This is a genomic window from Variovorax durovernensis (genome assembly GCF_977011995.1).
Genome location: NZ_CDRNCW010000003.1, coordinates 333,826 through 349,136 on the forward strand (window position 1 = coordinate 333,826; position 15,311 = coordinate 349,136).

A 15,311-nucleotide genomic window follows, 5' to 3' on the forward strand; every position below is an offset into this window, starting at 1 on the left:
CATTGTGACGTGATTCTTTCACGGACAATTACATTTTTGACGTAGGTGACTTTCCCGTTTGAAACTGAATGCTCGACTTCCCACTGCTTGCGAAGGCCTCGTCCATCAAGCGTACGACCATCTCGGAAATCTTCCGCTTCAGCACTTCGCCGTGCCCGCGCTTGAGTTTCAGCATCTCGACCTCGGACTTCGCGTCATTCGCCAGGATGTGGGTCGCCAGATCGGTCAGCGCCAACTCCCAGCGCGCCGTGAGTGACACGCTCTTCAGGGAAGGCGGCAGCTGGCTGAGCAAGTGCGTGCCGAACTCGGTGATGTGCAGCTGGTGGTTCTTGCCCTTCTTCGTGCGGCGGATGAAGTCGCGGGCAATATGGTTCGAGATGAAGGTGCCGCGCGTGCGCGATGTGCCGATCCCCTGCACGCTCTTGAGCTGCTCACGCAGCTGCTCCGTTTCGGCGAACTTGTGCGCCGAAAGCATGTCGTCCATCAGTTCGGCCTCGGTGTAGGGTGTCGGCGGCTTGGTCCGCTGCGCCTCCACCTTCGCCTGCAACGCGAACATCACCGCACCGGTGTGGTACGCCCCGAACTTTTGGCTTGCGTCGCTCATCCCCGGATCCTTTGCACTTCGCCCTGGATCTCGCCCGGGCCGTCGTCGCTGCCGCCTTCAGCCTCGCCACTGGTCTCGGCCTCGGTCTCGACTTCCTTCCAGCCGCGCTGCACTTCCTCGCGCTGGGAGGCGCGGAACTGGTCCTGGCCGAACTGACCGATCAGCGCGTGCTGGCGGTACTGGTAATCGGGGTAAAACTGGGCCATGAAGCGCTTCGCGATCGTGCGGAAGACAGCCTGCTCACGGGGGCTCGCCCCGTTGGGGGGCAGACCCATAGGGATGATCGCGAAGTGCTCGTTGCCGGCCATCTTCGCGTCGCTGTAGGCACCGGACTGCAACTCCATATGGGCACCCTGGGCCTGCCCGGGAAACAACTTGGCCAGTTGGCCCATGATGTTGCGCGCGTCCTGGTGCATGGACTCCGGCAGGTACCGGCAATCGGTGCCCACGTAGGAAATCGCCTTGTGCTTGTACAGGCTCTGCGCGGCTTCAGTGACTTCCTCCAGGGTCATGCCGTGCTGGCGCGCGGCCTCCGACTGCAGGGCTCCCAGGGAGAAAGGCAGCGGTGGCTTCTCCCTGTGGTCCTTGGCTGTTGCCTGGATACACGTGCCCTTCAGACCGCCGGTGATGGCCCGCACGATCTGGTTGGCCACGTTGATGTCGATGATGCGCCCTTGCAGGTCGAAACCCGGCGTGCCCGCGGCCTCGGGTCGCTCGTACCACCGCATGACCGTGCCGTCTCTCAAGGTGATAACCGGTACGTAATATTCGGTGACCACGAAGTTCTCGATGGCGCGTCGGCGAGCGTCGACCATCTCCAGCACCGCAGTCTGCACGCGGCCCACGGCGACGTTGGACTTGCGCAGGGTGGCCTGGTAGGCCATCGAAAGGTTCAGGCCCCACACAAAGTCGAGGTACTGGCGAACCTCCGCAGCAAGGCGGCGCAGGGCCCACTTGAGCGCCCCGTTCTGGTCGAGCGGCTGCTTCAGGATGCGAGCGATGTCCTCCGGCCGGTTGGAAACGAGATCCACTCGGTGGATGTTGGGCCCGCCCGGATCGATGCCGAAGTGCTCGAGCAGCTCGTCGACGATCAGCTGGCCCTCGCGGTCCGTGTCGCCCGCATTGACGATCCGGACCCCCTTGCGAAGGAAGCGCTTGGCGACCGTGTACGGGCCGATGGGCTTGCCGGAGCCCGAGCCGCGCTTCGCACCCTTCTTCTCGTCCGTGCGCGGGTGGGTGATCAGGCGGTCAGGAAGGACGGGAAGGAAATCCTTGTAGCGCTCGAAGGCACGCTCCTGCTCGAGCTTGGCCATCTCCGGAGTGAGGTACTCCGACACCTTCGCCGTCGAAAGAAGGTGGCCGGCCAGAGGCAGCACGATGTCCCCGTTGTCCAGGACGAAGAACCCATCCCGGCCAGCGTCCTTCAGGTTGGTGCAGTTCGCACCGAAGGCGAGCCGCATTCCAGCCACGAGGTCCTTGGCCGCCGACGGCTTCTCCGCAATCCAAACAGTCTGAGTCACGCCCGTTGATTATTAGTTGATGCAACGACATGTTGCATTCGTTTGCGCCGATAGTAAGGCACAACGCAAAGGCGAGCGACGAAATGATCGATATCTCGTTGCTTCTTTCACTACTTGATGCTGCGGGCGGGGAGACGACCAGCAGCGCCGGCGACCGCCGGACCGTCGAATGGACGGAGCGCAGGGCCCCGCACTCGATGTCTACTGCGGCGCGACCCCGCCCGTCTTGAGCACGATGCGGCGCTTGGACGTGATGATCTCGCCGATCGTTGGATCCACACTCACAAGGCGCTCGCCGCTGGGAAACGAGTCGCCGACCGCGACACGTCGGCCGCTCTTGAACGTCACTCCACCCGACTCGATGTCGGTCAGGCCAGCTTCGTCCTTCGTCACGCGCTGGGTCGGCGCATTGTTGGCTGGTGCCGCGACTTTTGCAGCCGCTGCGGCAGAAACCTGTGCGCCGGCATCGCCCGCAGGGGCCATCGAGGACTTGGGCGGGGGCGCGTCCGTCCGGGCCTGCGCCTGCGCACGGGCCCGCGCTTGCAGGGCTTCCTGTGCGTGCGCCGCCGCGATCTTCTGGGACTCGTCCGACTGCGCCGCAGGCACTGGATTGGACAACGGTGGCACCGGGGCGCGGGCCGCAGCGCGAGCCACGGCCGCAGGCGGCGTCGCGGTTGGGGCCACCTTCACGGCGGCGACCGCGCGGCGCGGCGTCTCGACGGCCTGCAAGGTGGTGGACTGCGCTGCAGCAGCGGGCTGTTGCGGCGTCGGTACCTGAGGTTTGGACGCGGCAGCCGGCGCCACGTAGGGGGATTCTCCCCGTGCAGCGCTCAGATCGGCCAGCGCCTCTTCGCCCGGATGCAGAGCCGGGCCATCGCTGGCACCCAACGAGGCGACTTGCTGCTGATGGGCCAACGCCCCCTGCGCGTCGCGTAGCTGCGGAAGCAAAAGCCCCGCCGTCACCGCGCCCCCTATGGCCAATCCGACCAGGAGCGCTGCGGCCAGCCAGGCCCAGGCCGCGAAACGCGCGCGATTGACAGCACTGATCTGCATGGCTCTCATCCACCCGTCAGCATCGACTTGATGATGCTGGAGTTCAGCTTCGCCGAGCGGTCTGGGTTGACAAGGCAGGGTGTGCGCAACACACCCTGGACATCTGCTGTTGCGCCCAGATGCAGCGACTCGCCGGCGATGATCAACGCACTGTCCTTGGCGGCGACGGAGGCATCGCCAATCTTGCCGGCGATGACGATCCGGTCGGCGGTCATCTTGCCGGTGAACTTTCCGCCCTCTGGAACGACAACCGCGCCCTTACTGCACTCGAGCACGCCCTTGAAGGATCCGTAGATCACAACCCCGCAGTTCAGATTCAGGGTCCCGGCGAACTCAGCGGATGGTGGGATCACCATACCGATGCCGTACTCAGCGATCAGAAGCGTCAGGGCGCCGTCCGGCGGCTTCGGCGTTGCGGGTGCGAGTGCGGGGATCGGGGCCTCAGCTCGCGGCGATGGTTCGGCCTGGGTCTCGGGACTGTTCATGAGGATGGCAAGGGAGAGGGTTGGTCAACCGCGGGGCGTACCAGGACGCTGGTGCTGGGCGTGCGGTAGATGTTGCGTGCGGGATCGGTCTCCACGAGACGCTCCCCGTTGGGGAGTGAGCCGCCCACCTGGACACGGATGGGTCGGGCTCTCTTGCCGTCCACCACGATCGACAGGCCCTGGCTGTCGATGCGTGTGACCGACCAGGCCGGCAAAGTCGCCAGGTATTGCTGCCGTGCGCCCGTGTTCGCGTGCCAGGCCTGCCCCACCGCACCAGCAACCAGCGCGGCCGACGTGAGCGCGACCCCAAGTGCAGCCACCGTGCGCACACGGATGCGGGCCGCCGCAGCACCCGGTCCTTGAGGCGGCAGGTCATCCGGTCCGATCTTCATCCAGGGGATGCCGACAGCGGAAACCACAGGCCCATTGAATCCGGCGAGCGTGATGGTGTCGCTGCCCAGCAATGCCCGCGTCCAGTCGGTCGACCGAAACGTTTCGCGCACGGCCGGCGCCGCTGGAGGTTCTGTGGTTGCCACGGTGCCTTGGCCCGCGGTGGTCTCGTTCTCAGGCACCGAATCATCCCCTTCCGTGTTCAAGCCATTTCCGCATCGCAATGCGGTCAGGATGCCATTCTTTCGCAGCGTACTAATATTGCGGAGACATAGTATCATCTCAGCACCGTGTTCTTCAATGTCCAGGCAATGTCATGAACTCACTTACACCTGAGCCGGTCGTGCCCGCGAACGAAGGCAACGTCACGTTCACCATTCATCAGATCCGCGCCGCAGTGCAGCACTGGGGCGCGGACGATGAGGATCGGCGCCAGGCCAAGTCCGGCGCGACCTTCGGCCCGAACGCCTCGCTGGCGATCGAGGTGCTCGCCACCATGGACTTCCAGAGGCAGACCGAGGGCGAGTGCCCCTCGGATTCCCAATTGGCCTGGGTGCTGGGCGCGCTGGAGGTCCGGCCCTGCGCCGATGCAGAAGAAGCGGCATTGATGTCGCCGCGGCCGTGACATGAGAACGCCGGACCCCTACGCCCTCCCCTGGGTCGAGCCCGAGGACCCATTCACCGCCAACTTGAACCGCCGGGCCGCGCTGCGCGGGCTGGCCGGCCTGGGTCTCGGCTCCGCATTGCTCCTTCAGTCGCCGGAGATCGCGTTCGCCCAGGCGAGCGCGGCGGCCGCCGGCGCCCTGCCCTCCGCTGCGCAGCGCGATGAGTTCTGGACCCGGGACCGAACCCTGTGGGCGCGCCGCACGTCGACTGGCGAAGTCATCCGCAGCACCTACTGGCGCAATGGCCAGCTGATTCAGAGCGAATACGAGCGCTTGTGCTGGTTCGCGCGGGACACGACGCTCGAACGCCTCATTCGTCAGGGCAGCCCCGTTGTGCGACGCGCCTTGGACACAGGCAAGTTCACCGAGGCGCAGGTGTCGCAATGGACGATGCTCAACCCGATCATCTTCGACGTCCACTACGCCATCACGAGCTGGCTCAGCTGGTTCAACATGGCCAGGCCGATCGACTGGACCAGCGCGTTCCGCCACCCCATCACCAACTCCATCACCGAGGGCGCAGCACGCGACAGCTGGCACTTGCGAGGTGCGGTCGACGCGCGCATCCCCGGCGTGCCCACCGAGCAATTCGGGCGCTTCGCAGGATGGCTGGGCGCCGGCGGCGTTGGCGTCTACGTCACTCGGTCATTCACCCACACCGATGTAGGCCGCGTCAGGGCCTGGCGGTCCTAGGCCGCGATTTCGACGAGCAATTCGAGGACGCAATGAAGGTCGCCATCACCTACCCCGCCGATTTCCCCCTCACCGGTTGGGACAAGGAAGTCTTTCACAAGCGCATCCAGCGGCTCTTCGACCGCTCCTACTTCGACACGTGGACCCTCGGCGAGTGCCGCACGAAGTTCCCGCTGCCTGAGAACGACGCCTACAGGGCCCTGCGCAGTGAGCTCGACGTCTGGCATTGCACCGAGTTCCGATCCATGCCAGATTCCGTGCGTACCTCGCTTCCCGGCAAAGTGGCACTTCTGATCGGCGCAGGGATCGCGATTCGCTACGAGACGCCGGACAGCTGGGCTCACCGGCTTGGCCGTCTCTACTCCCCAGCAATGGCAGTCTGGCTGGCGGTGCTCTGCGCGATTCTGTTTAGCGTTTGCGTCGGCCTGATCGCCGTGAGCGGGAAGCTCAAGGCACGTGTTGCCACCAGCAGCGCCTCGATTGCCTCGGAGATCTCGCCGATCGCGGCGATTCCCCCCTCTGACCCACTGCCACTGGCCGCTCCTTCCGGAACGCCGACCCCATTGCTCGAAGCCCAGTTGAACACCGACTCACCCGGTCCGGGCCTCGATCGGATCACGGAAGCGCTCAAGGCCTACCCGGGCGCATACGACGTTCGCATCGTCCTCACGCCCGTCGCGCCTGGCCACCTCGGCCCGTAAACAGGCGTCTAGAGCATCCATGACCCAAACCGTCGCGCCTATCACCCCCATTTTTGTCTTCGGCTCGAACACGAGCGGCAGACACGGAAAAGGCGCTGCGCTGTTCGCACGGCGTGAGCGCGGCGCCGTATACGGTCAGGGTGAAGGCATTCAGGGCAATGCGTACGGAATCCCCACCAAAGGCGAGCGATCCGATCGCTCGCTGTACACCTTGCCATTGGCACAGGTGCGTGCCGCCGTCGAGCGCTTCCTAGCCTACGCGGGCGCGCACCCGGAACTTTGTTTCGAGGTCACCCGGATCGGTTGCGGCCTGGCCGGATATACCCCGGCAGACATCGGACCGCTGTTCGCGGCCGCCCCGGCGAACTGCCTGCTCCCGCCGGAATTCCTGTCATACCGTTGAAGTTGGTGTGAGCGGGCCCAGCCCGCCACACCAACGGCTCGGTGATCGCCGCGGCGGCGCGCGCAAGCACCCACAAACATCTTCCGCGAATTGGCCGCGGCCCGATAGCATTGCAGGATCGGGCCCGTCATGGCCCTAGCCCTTAGCCCTCACCTTGCACCTTGTGCCCGCACACCATGTCCGACACCCTACCCACTGAATTCGCCATCGTTTCCATCGGCCAGGGCGAGAAAGCGCAGTTCGCCATCGGCGCCCTGCCGCGCGTGGGTCGACTTCCTTTCAAGCAAGTCCAGGCCCATGCCACCCATCTCACGGTGACCGGCCAGGACGGCGTCCAGGAAGAGCTGGGATCGGCCGACGAACCTCTCGCGGCCGGCGTGCTCGAGCAATTGCACTCGAGCGAAGGCCTCGTCTTCGCCGAACTCGACGAAGAGACCGGCGCGCCTCTCGCCACCGACGTCATGAAAGGTTGATCGCCATGAACGACCCCTCTCTCCTTCCTGACGGCGCGCGGCCGCAAGTCGAGGCTCAGGTCCGCGGCAAGAGCCCCGGACTGCTCAAGGCCGCGGCACTCTTCGCAACCGGTCTTGCGGCCACTGCCGTCTTGATGGGCCCTGGCGATGTGAAGATCGGCGACGCCATCGGCCAGATGCAGGCTCGCGCGGACGGCGCCGGCCTGACGATGGCCAAGCAAGACAGCGCCGCGACCGCCGCGCTGCCCCAGGTATCCGACGTCGTTTCGTCTGCCACCGGGCCCGTAGCGCCCGCGCGCCCGGCGCTCGGCGACGTCGACCTGGCCCGGGTGCAGGTACTTTCGCGCCCGGTTCCCTCCGACACCAAGGCGGCCGCAGAGATCGGCCGCGCCATCCCCGAGCCCCAGGACCAGGAAATTCAACTGCCGTCTGCCGAGCAGACGCAGGTTTTGGCCTACGGGAAGTTCGCTCCGATCGTGGCCAGGGTCTTCAGCAACGTCACGAAGCATAAGGAAACCCACTGGACGCTGCACCCGTGGGACGTCGCGCGTCTGGCCGACCAGGCAGCGTCCGAGCTGTACAAGGAAAAGCGCATCCGCGTGGATCCGCGCTTGATCGCGGGCGCGTACTACACCGAGAGCGGCGGCGTCGTGCAGGTCGGTTTCGATCGCAAGGGCGTCGACATGATCAACAAGGGCCACAGCATCGAGAAGGTGGTGCAGAGTGGCTCGAAAGCCAGCTTCGGCCTGTTCCAGATCGACCAGCAGCACGCGGGGGCCAGCGACGTGGACCCGCTCAAGGGTGCCAAGCGCGCTGGCGAATTCCTGGCCGAAGGGCAGGACAACCTGCGACGCTTCCCTCAGTTGGGCATGCTGGCCGTCTCCGCGACCTACAACGCGAGCTCGAAGCTGCGCGCGAAGATTTTCACCGGCGCTGCGATGGACGAACGCGAGCTCGAGGCGTTGGAGGGCGTTCGCCGGCACGCAGCGAGCATGTCCTATGGCGCGGCCATCTATGACCTTGCCCACCGAACCTACCAGCAGCACCTGACACAGGCCCAACGCATGGGCCTGCCCATCGCAGTGGCCGCCGACCAGGTCAAGCGGGTCGATCCGCTGAAGGACGAACGAGTGGGCGCGGTGTATTCGCTGACCGGGCGCCAGGCCATCGTTCCGGCCGAGCGCGCGCCGATGCCCGCCACAGCGGTCGCCGGCACGCCGATGGCAGCAGCGCCACCGATTCCGAAGTCGGCACAGGTACACGTCCCTGCGGCAGAAACGCTCGCTCAGGCGCTGCGCACTGGCGCGGCCGCCAAGCCGCCGACGGTCCTGACCGCTGTGGCAGCACCTGCACAGTCGCTCGTGGCGCCGGCGGCGCGGCCGCGCCCGGTGGCCTCACACACGCAGCGCCCCGCCACGACAAAGCCGCCTGCAATACGGTCAGGCCAGCCGCGTGCGACGCACGACCACTCACAAGGCGAGTTCGTCGGCGGGCGCATGAACGGCGTGGATTTCGGCGGCGCCGGCGTGGCCCAGCGTGTTGAGAACGTCATGCCGCCTGCTCAGCGCGTGCGCTCGGCGTTCCAGGCCACCACCAGCGAGTGGCGCAACACTAGCTCCGATCTCCTCGGTCGTGTCGCCGCGTTCCATCAGCAGCGTACGCGCGAGATGACGACCCAGGCCCAGGGGCAGCAAGAAGCTCCATGAAGCACGGCGCAGCAAGCTGCGGTTGACGTGCCTGGCGCTCCGACGGCGCCCGCGCTACCCCGAGACTCGAACGAGCTTGAACTGGGGCGCCTGTTCGTTGCGCACCGAAATCTGGATCGCAGCGACCCGCCCGGGCACGACGGCATTCAGGATTTCCTTGTCGATGCGCATTTTGCGCACCGTGCCATCGAAGTAGAGGGAGTCGAGCCCCAGGAGAACTTTCGTCCCGCAGTTCGCCAGGAAGTCCTCGGAGAAGTGCGTCGGACTCTGGCTCGCGGCAATCAGCGAGACGCCGAATTTCCGAGCTTCCTTGGCCATCTTGTCCAAGATGTTGCTGTCCTTGTCGACGAAGAACAAATGTGCCTCATCGACGATCACGACGTCTCTCATTTGCGCCGCGCCAGGCACGATGCCCCTCTCCCTCGCGGCCTCGAAGATCTCTGTCAGCCTCGCCCACACAAAAAGGCGTTGTTCGGTCTGGGACAACGCTGTGAGGTTGTAGCGCCACACCGGTGCCGCGGGATCGAATGGTGGCGGCGCGCTGCGATAGATGCCGCTGGCGACGATGGTCTCCAAGCGATTGACCACCGAGCGCATCGTGTCCATCGTGTCGTAGCGCACCAGGGCATCCAGCTCCTTGCCAGTGGCAATCCCCGCGACATACTCGGTGAAACTGTCGACGACGCCATCGACACCGGCCTCGACCTCCAGGCGCAGTTCCTCGACGTCCTCGCCGTTGCCGATGCCGGCGCCGAGCTTGCGGGCCTTCGCTTGCCATGCCACCACGCGCTTGTTGTGATCTTCAAGGAGACGGGTGGACTTCGTGCCGCCGCCGGTCGTGAGCGAGCGAAGCCGGGTCTTGGCGAATGCGGCCGCATCGGCCAGAGTTGGGTAGTGCTTGCCGAAGCGCTTGGGGGCGTAGCGCTCGAGCGGTCCTTCGTGGCGGTCCGTCCACCAGCAGCGCAGATCAGGGTCGAACTTCAATGTCAGGCCCGCCTTGCGAGCCGCATCCTTGGCGCCATCCTTCTGGTCGAAGGGGATCTCGAGGTAGATCTGCCCGTTGGCCGGGGCCACATCCGGCTCTTCGTGCCAGGTGGAAGGATCGTCGGACTTGAATCCGTGCTGCGTGAACAGGTCCTGCAGGAGGTTGCGCAGCGACGCGACCTGCCGATCCCCCATCGGAGTGCGGCTCGCATCGTTGACCATCTCGATGAACGCCTGGATCCGCTTACGCACTCCGCCGTAGTGTGGGGACGATGACAGGCGTAAAGCGTTAACTCCGTATGGCGTGGACTCCGAGAAAAAAACCGAGGACGTTTCGTCCAGGTCCAGGTCACCATGAACGTCCATCACGTGCACGCGGATGTCGCGCTCCGCACGCGTGATCTGTCGCACGATCCGACGCAAAGTGAAGGTCTTCCCGCTGCCCGACTTGCCGGCCAGAAGCATATGCTGGTTGACCGCATCCGCTTCGCACCAGGCTACCGGCTCCTGCGCACCGCGCTGCAAAGCGCGATCGTCCCAGCCAAAGATGATTCGCATCACCTCGGCGACCTCGGTGCGCGCCGGCGCCGCTGGCTCTGCTGCACGCGGCGCGAACTGCGCGCTTGTCACCGCCATCCGTCAGTCCTCAATGCCGAGCGACGGGAGCCGCGTCCCCGTGGTCCTCGAAGACGACTGCGTGTCGATGCGCACTCGCATGCTTGAGCGCGACCAGCAGCTCGCGGCGCTTACTCGCATCTCCCAGGCCCCGGTTCGGATCGGTGACCACCAAGCGCTCGAACATCTCGGCGTCTTCGGCAAAAAACTCAGGCCGGTCATCCAGCACCACGCAGTGCTGCAGGTTCAGCGAATCTTGGCCCGCTTCGTGGCGGGTCTCGTTGATCCAGTCCAGCGACTGGCGTATGAATGCCGGCGCCGGCGCCGTGAGATCCACGGCATAGGCCGGCGGCTGCACGACGCGCGACTCCAGGCCGCCCAGCAGCTGCGCCAACGTGGACTGGCTGAAGCGACGACGCCAGGTCGAATGCACCAGGATAGCTACCCCGGGGCTGGCCTCGAGCATCTGTTCCAGATCCTTGAGCCAGGTCAGGCGACTCTGTGCCTTCAACTGCACCACCAGCAAGGGGACATTGGCCGCGCCGCTCGGAACGTGGATCGCGTCGGATCCCCGGTGCAGAACACCGTCAAAATCGAGGCATAGAACGCTTTGGCACAAGGTTTGAATCGGGGGCATTGAGTCTCTCGTATTTCCTTCGTGGAATTCTAGTCCTGCAATGCAATAAGGCCCGACGATAGTTCGAAATCGCGTCTCTAAATTCCCGCTTCCGTGCGCGGCTGACATGCCATTGTTTCGCGTTCTGTTTCGCTGCGAAACAAAACACGAAACGGAAAACGCCAGTTCGGGGCTTGCACCCAGATACCTACCTGACTGGGGGAACAAAGCGACGGACCGCGAATTAAACACCTGGACCGGACAACAGAGTGCTGGACCGCTGGCGCAGGAGGCAGATGCGCTCTCCACCGCGGCGGGAAGGACGCGACCTTCAAACGTCATGAGTCGCCGATGGGCGCCTGTGTATGCTCCCAGAAAGCAAGGAGAGTGGAGCAGGAGAATGAACCTCGAACAAGTCTTTCGGGATGTCGCGCATCGCGCGGACGCCGCAGTCACTGAAACGATGACAGCGTATAGCCATGGGCACTACGAGGATGAGGACGACATCACGGCGGCCCTTGCTGGCTCGCTTCGCGCTCACATCAGCATGCAGGGTGGGCCCGTTCGATGGAGCGGAAAGGTGATGCGCCACCGCAGCGGCAGAGCGGCCGAAGAAAAGAACACCGGCGCCGACCTGCTCATCCACGTCGCGCTGGACACGCCAGCGCTGAAGTATTCGAAAGGCGTGCTTGTCCAGGCCAAACGAAACGAGCCAGGGGTCTCCATGTCCAACGGCGAGCACGCCCGACTACTTGCCCAGTGCGGCAAGATGCTCTCCATCACTTCAGCTGCATATGTCTTCAACTTCTCAAAAGGGAAGATGCGATGCGGCTCAGCAACGGTAGTACAGGGCTCGAGCAACGACCTCATCGCTGCGTTGCCGCTCACGCCGTATCGGTTCTTTCTGGACCTGTTTCGGTGCGCGACGGGTGACCAGGAAATCACATCTCATCGCTACGACGATCTCAAGATTCCGACCGCCATCCTGATTCAGGGAGCGGTGCCCTGATCATCGCGAGCATCGTCGGCCCGCGGCCGGGTCGTCGATCTCAGCTCGGTACCGGCTCGTCCTGACGGTCAAGCTCTTCCACATCGGTCGACAGCACGCATCCGTGGTCCGGATGCAGCGTCCATGGCGATGCCTCGAGCAGCCGGGAGATCTCGGCAGCCTCGGCGTCGAAGCCGTCCAGGCAATCGTGCCCTTGAGCAGCCGCCATGTCCATCGACTCGGCACTTCGCTGCAAGGCCAGGAACACCTGCTGCGACATCCCTTCCGGCTGCAGCAGGCTCGACAGAACTGTCGCCTCGTCCAAGCCTTCCACCAGGCTGCTGGCCACCTTCGAGATCAAAGGCCCTGCGCGCTCGCGCACGCGCGCCAGTTTGAACTGGTCGAAGCTGTCGGGCCGCATGCCGCGCTCGTGCGCCCGGCGTACCGCGTTGGCCAGCCCCATGACATCGCAGGCCACCCCGACCACCAGCCCTCCGCGCTTGCCCCGCAGTTCAAGCTCGACGCCGGTCTCCCCCACCGAACGAACAGCGCATGAAGTCGTGCATGTGCCGTCGCTGAACACCAGCGTGCCAAGGTTCGCGCCGGCCGTCAGCCCAAGGCAGGCAGCGGTCTCACGACGCAGCTTTCGTCGGCTGATCGTCTCCAGCGCCTTACCTGCGTAATAGACGTCGAAGGCGAAGTCACCGCCTTCGACCATGTGGCTATTTCGCGCACGCTGCTCAGAAGTCACGCCGAGATCCGCGGCCACCGCCTCATTGATGTCGACGCTGTAGAAGTGGCCCGCCGCGATGGCACGCTCTGTCGCCGCCATGACCAGCTGCTGCCGCGCGCTTGGCGCGAAGTCGGCTGCCCCGTAGCGCAGCCATTCCTTGCTGCATTCGCCCGGCTCGGGCAGTTCGTATCGTGTCATTCTCAGTGTCCCGGGTTCATCGGCAGCAGGGATTGCCACCCTTTCGAGATTCTGGAACGACATTGCGATTTCGCCGCAAATTTTTGGGGCGAACGACGCATCCGCAACAACCCATGTAGTTCGTTTTCTGTTTCGCATCGGAACAACGAGCGAAACAATTGCACGCAAGCGATCGTTTGCTTTGTAGAGTGGTACTGACGCCATGCATTCACGCTCGCGTCGCACCCTCCATGGATCTGAACCGAATTATCGACCCTTGCAAACGCGAGCTCGCCTTCCTCGTCGGCATGGCCGGCAAGGACGGCATCACCATCGGCCAGCTGATGGAGAAGAGCGAGACCGTCAACGACCCCCAATCGGGCATCGCCCGCACCGCGGTCTGGCGCCGCCTCAAGCAGCTCGCACAGGATGGCCATCTGCACCTGGTCGATACCCTGAGCCGGCGCAGCGCCTACTACGTTCCATCGGACGAGCTGCGCCGCGCCGCGCTCCAGCAGCACCTGTCCTCCCAGGCCTCGAGCCGCCCACGCGTGGCCTACGACAACTCGCTCATCGACAGCTACGTGCCCAACCGCACCTTCTATCTGACCGAGGGCGAACGCCACACGCTCCAAGCCGCGTGCGCGCCGGGTACCTGGAAGCGCGGGCCGCGCATCGACCGCGAGATGCGGCGCTTCATGAGCGATCTGTCCTATGCGTCCAGCCGCCTGGAAGGCGTCGACCATGGCCACCTGGCCACGACCAATTTCTTCGAGTCCGAGTCGCCGATCGCGAACCTGCCGCCGCGGGACCGAAAGGTTCTGATGAACCACTTCCAGGCTGCGAAGTTCATCGTCGAGGAAGAAGTGCAGATCTCGCCGCACGACATCCGCAGCGTGCACTCGATCCTGTCCAACGGCCTGATGAACAACTCGATGCGCCAGGGCGCGATCCGCGCAACCCAGGTGCGCATTCAGGGCAGCTCCTACATTCCGCCGACCATCATGGTGGAGATCAAGCGCCTGTTCAGCCTGGTCCTGTCCAAGGCCTCGGAGATCAAGAACCCGTACGAGCAGTCGCTTTTCATGCTGGTCCACCTGCCCTACCTGCAGCCCTTCGACGACTGCAACAAGCGCGTGGCCCGGCTGGCCGCCAACATCCCCCTCTTGCGCAATGGCATCCTGCCGATCAGCTGGATGGACGTGAACCAGAACGACATGGAGGTAGGCATCGCCGCCGTGTACGAGCAGCAGGACACGAAGCTGCTGTCCCAGGTGTATGTCGAGGCCTGCCTGCGCTCGTTCGAGAGCTTCAGTATCACGCAAACTTACCGCGACCCCGACGAGATGGACCTGCGCTACGACGCGCAGTTGCGCCAGTCCGTACGCAAGCGCGTGCTCGAGGGCGGCGAAGTATCCGTGCCCTCCGGCGTGGATCTCGTCGACGCAAGCCCCTTCATAGAGCGCGTGCACCAGGTCGTCACAGCCTGCATGGAAAACCCGTTCGTGGGCGCGCCGTTCGGCCTGCGGCACCACGACATCGAGCGCTACGCCGATGCGGAGCGCGAGCGCATGGGCGGTCCCGATCCGGCCGACGAGCCCGAAGAGCGGGACGGTTGATCAGGCGGGTTCAGCCCATCCCAGGTGCGCAAGGCGTCGGGGGCTCATAGTCCCAGGCCAGGGGCTCGATCTCACCGCCGACGAGCTTGTCGTGGAAGACTTTCGCGTAGCCTGTGTGCGTCAGGCACTTGTTGACCTCTTCGAGCGGGAACCTACCGGAAACGACCACCAGGTGATCGGCGAGCTCAGTCGCGCCGCCGACGCGCAGCTGCTTGCTCGTGAGGACATGCCACTCGTTCACCCGATCGACGGGGCCGTGCTTGTGCAGCGTTCCGTCCTCGACGTCGATCCCCAGCGCGATTTCGTCCATCACCCGCCCAACCGGCACGAGTTCACCGGTTCGTCCATCCGCTTTGTGCAGCACGTACTGCCCACAGTTCAGCCGGTACTCCATGGCTCAACCCCGCGGGCCATCGGCCGGCCGCTCCTGCGACGCCTCCTGAATGACCGCGAGCACCACCTCATAGGCGGCCTGGGGACCCAGCTGGGCGACCAGGTACGACACCTGGCTGTCGACACCGGCGTTGTTCACATCGGAGGTCGCCATCGACAGCAGTTCCAGGTCCTCGTGGCGCGCCTGCGCTGGCATGCCGCGCTCGGCCGCCGTGTGCACCGCATCGTCCAGCGCGTTGTTCTCGAGACCCGCCTCGTGCACCCTGGCGGTGACGAAGCCGATGATTTCGTTCACGCTGACGTAGCACCAGGCCATCACGTAGGCCCCTTGCGGTGGCAGGTCCGGGTTGTCCTGGGACAGCGAGACCTCGGCGTTCTCGTCGACCTCAAGGGCGCCAACGCTGCTGCCCAGGAGGGCGTAGTCCCGAAACACGTTGCGCTCGGTGGCCATGGACGGGCCTCCCGCCGGCGCCGCTGCCGCCGGCGCTCCAGA

General features: G+C 64.9%; 18 protein-coding genes. 8 read left to right on the forward strand and 10 right to left on the reverse strand.

Annotated elements, in window-relative coordinates:
• Nucleotides 1-28: 28 nt before the first annotated feature.
• From ACWV14_RS38905 to ACWV14_RS38925, 5 genes are all read right to left on the reverse strand, one after another.
• Entirely contained in the window at nucleotides 29-604 is a 576-nt protein-coding gene (locus tag ACWV14_RS38905; protein WP_298705767.1) for a DNA topoisomerase, read from the reverse strand.
• Nucleotides 601-2,124: a DNA topoisomerase gene (locus ACWV14_RS38910; protein WP_298705770.1), complete on the reverse strand. Its 1,524-nt coding sequence runs from the start codon at nucleotides 2,122-2,124 to the stop codon at nucleotides 601-603. Before ACWV14_RS38910 ends, ACWV14_RS38905 begins: the two co-directional genes overlap by 4 nt.
• Nucleotides 2,125-2,325: 201 nt before the next feature.
• Nucleotides 2,326-3,177, reverse strand: coding sequence for a hypothetical protein (locus tag ACWV14_RS38915; protein WP_298705773.1), 852 nt, complete (start codon nucleotides 3,175-3,177; stop codon nucleotides 2,326-2,328).
• Nucleotides 3,178-3,182: 5 nt separating this feature from the next.
• A complete protein-coding gene (locus ACWV14_RS38920) occupies nucleotides 3,183-3,662 on the reverse strand; it encodes a bactofilin family protein (protein WP_298705776.1) in 480 nt (159 codons plus the stop codon).
• The gene (locus tag ACWV14_RS38925) at nucleotides 3,659-4,258 is read right to left on the reverse strand and encodes a hypothetical protein (protein WP_298705779.1); all 600 of its coding nucleotides are present in this window, start codon (nucleotides 4,256-4,258) and stop codon (nucleotides 3,659-3,661) included. Before ACWV14_RS38925 ends, ACWV14_RS38920 begins: the two co-directional genes overlap by 4 nt.
• 110 nt (nucleotides 4,259-4,368) lie before the next feature.
• Here ACWV14_RS38925 and ACWV14_RS38930 point away from each other — a divergent pair, with 110 nt between their 5' ends.
• The 6 genes from ACWV14_RS38930 to ACWV14_RS38955 all read left to right on the forward strand — a co-directional run bounded on the left by ACWV14_RS38930 (nucleotide 4,369) and on the right by ACWV14_RS38955 (nucleotide 8,693).
• Nucleotides 4,369-4,677 (forward strand): hypothetical protein, encoded by a 309-nt coding sequence (locus ACWV14_RS38930; RefSeq protein ID WP_298705782.1) that lies wholly within the window; start codon nucleotides 4,369-4,371, stop codon nucleotides 4,675-4,677.
• A 1-nt stretch (nucleotide 4,678) separates the two neighbouring features.
• Nucleotides 4,679-5,410: a YcbK family protein gene (locus ACWV14_RS38935; protein WP_298705785.1), complete on the forward strand. Its 732-nt coding sequence runs from the start codon at nucleotides 4,679-4,681 to the stop codon at nucleotides 5,408-5,410.
• Nucleotides 5,411-5,442: 32 nt separating this feature from the next.
• Nucleotides 5,443-6,111 carry a hypothetical protein gene (locus tag ACWV14_RS38940; RefSeq protein ID WP_298705790.1) on the forward strand — a complete coding sequence of 223 codons (669 nt, stop codon included), beginning with the start codon at nucleotides 5,443-5,445 and terminating at the stop codon, nucleotides 6,109-6,111.
• A 19-nt stretch (nucleotides 6,112-6,130) separates the two neighbouring features.
• Nucleotides 6,131-6,514, forward strand: a complete 384-nt coding sequence (locus ACWV14_RS38945; protein WP_298705793.1) for an A1S_2505 family phage non-structural protein — start codon at nucleotides 6,131-6,133, stop codon at nucleotides 6,512-6,514.
• A gap of 176 nt (nucleotides 6,515-6,690) precedes the next feature.
• Nucleotides 6,691-6,987: a hypothetical protein gene (locus ACWV14_RS38950; protein ID WP_298705796.1), complete on the forward strand. Its 297-nt coding sequence runs from the start codon at nucleotides 6,691-6,693 to the stop codon at nucleotides 6,985-6,987.
• Nucleotides 6,984-8,693 (forward strand): hypothetical protein, encoded by a 1,710-nt coding sequence (locus tag ACWV14_RS38955; RefSeq protein ID WP_454909857.1) that lies wholly within the window; start codon nucleotides 6,984-6,986, stop codon nucleotides 8,691-8,693. Before ACWV14_RS38950 ends, ACWV14_RS38955 begins: the two co-directional genes overlap by 4 nt.
• Before the next feature lie 54 nt (nucleotides 8,694-8,747).
• On the opposite strand, the gene ACWV14_RS38960 is transcribed toward ACWV14_RS38955, so the two are convergent.
• Together ACWV14_RS38960 and ACWV14_RS38965 are read right to left on the reverse strand one after the other, a co-directional pair.
• Nucleotides 8,748-10,313 (reverse strand): ATP-binding protein, encoded by a 1,566-nt coding sequence (locus ACWV14_RS38960; protein ID WP_298705802.1) that lies wholly within the window; start codon nucleotides 10,311-10,313, stop codon nucleotides 8,748-8,750.
• 10 nt (nucleotides 10,314-10,323) lie between these two features.
• The gene (locus ACWV14_RS38965; protein WP_298705805.1) at nucleotides 10,324-10,929 is read right to left on the reverse strand and encodes an HAD domain-containing protein; all 606 of its coding nucleotides are present in this window, start codon (nucleotides 10,927-10,929) and stop codon (nucleotides 10,324-10,326) included.
• A gap of 379 nt (nucleotides 10,930-11,308) precedes the next feature.
• Between ACWV14_RS38965 and ACWV14_RS38970 the strand changes: the two genes are divergently transcribed.
• Complete coding sequence (locus ACWV14_RS38970) at nucleotides 11,309-11,917, forward strand: hypothetical protein (RefSeq protein WP_298705808.1); 609 nt, start codon at nucleotides 11,309-11,311, stop codon at nucleotides 11,915-11,917.
• Nucleotides 11,918-11,957: 40 nt separating this feature from the next.
• On the opposite strand, the gene ACWV14_RS38975 is transcribed toward ACWV14_RS38970, so the two are convergent.
• Entirely contained in the window at nucleotides 11,958-12,827 is an 870-nt protein-coding gene (locus ACWV14_RS38975; RefSeq protein ID WP_298705811.1) for a hypothetical protein, read from the reverse strand.
• A 230-nt stretch (nucleotides 12,828-13,057) separates the two neighbouring features.
• Here ACWV14_RS38975 and ACWV14_RS38980 point away from each other — a divergent pair, with 230 nt between their 5' ends.
• Nucleotides 13,058-14,425 (forward strand): Fic family protein, encoded by a 1,368-nt coding sequence (locus ACWV14_RS38980; RefSeq protein ID WP_298705815.1) that lies wholly within the window; start codon nucleotides 13,058-13,060, stop codon nucleotides 14,423-14,425.
• A gap of 10 nt (nucleotides 14,426-14,435) precedes the next feature.
• Here ACWV14_RS38980 and ACWV14_RS38985 read toward each other — a convergent pair whose 3' ends face one another.
• Both ACWV14_RS38985 and ACWV14_RS38990 read right to left on the reverse strand, forming a co-directional pair.
• Nucleotides 14,436-14,819 (reverse strand): hypothetical protein, encoded by a 384-nt coding sequence (locus ACWV14_RS38985; RefSeq protein WP_298705818.1) that lies wholly within the window; start codon nucleotides 14,817-14,819, stop codon nucleotides 14,436-14,438.
• 3 nt (nucleotides 14,820-14,822) lie between these two features.
• Nucleotides 14,823-15,269 carry a hypothetical protein gene (locus ACWV14_RS38990; protein ID WP_454909859.1) on the reverse strand — a complete coding sequence of 149 codons (447 nt, stop codon included), beginning with the start codon at nucleotides 15,267-15,269 and terminating at the stop codon, nucleotides 14,823-14,825.
• Between the last annotated feature and the right edge of the window lie 42 nt (nucleotides 15,270-15,311).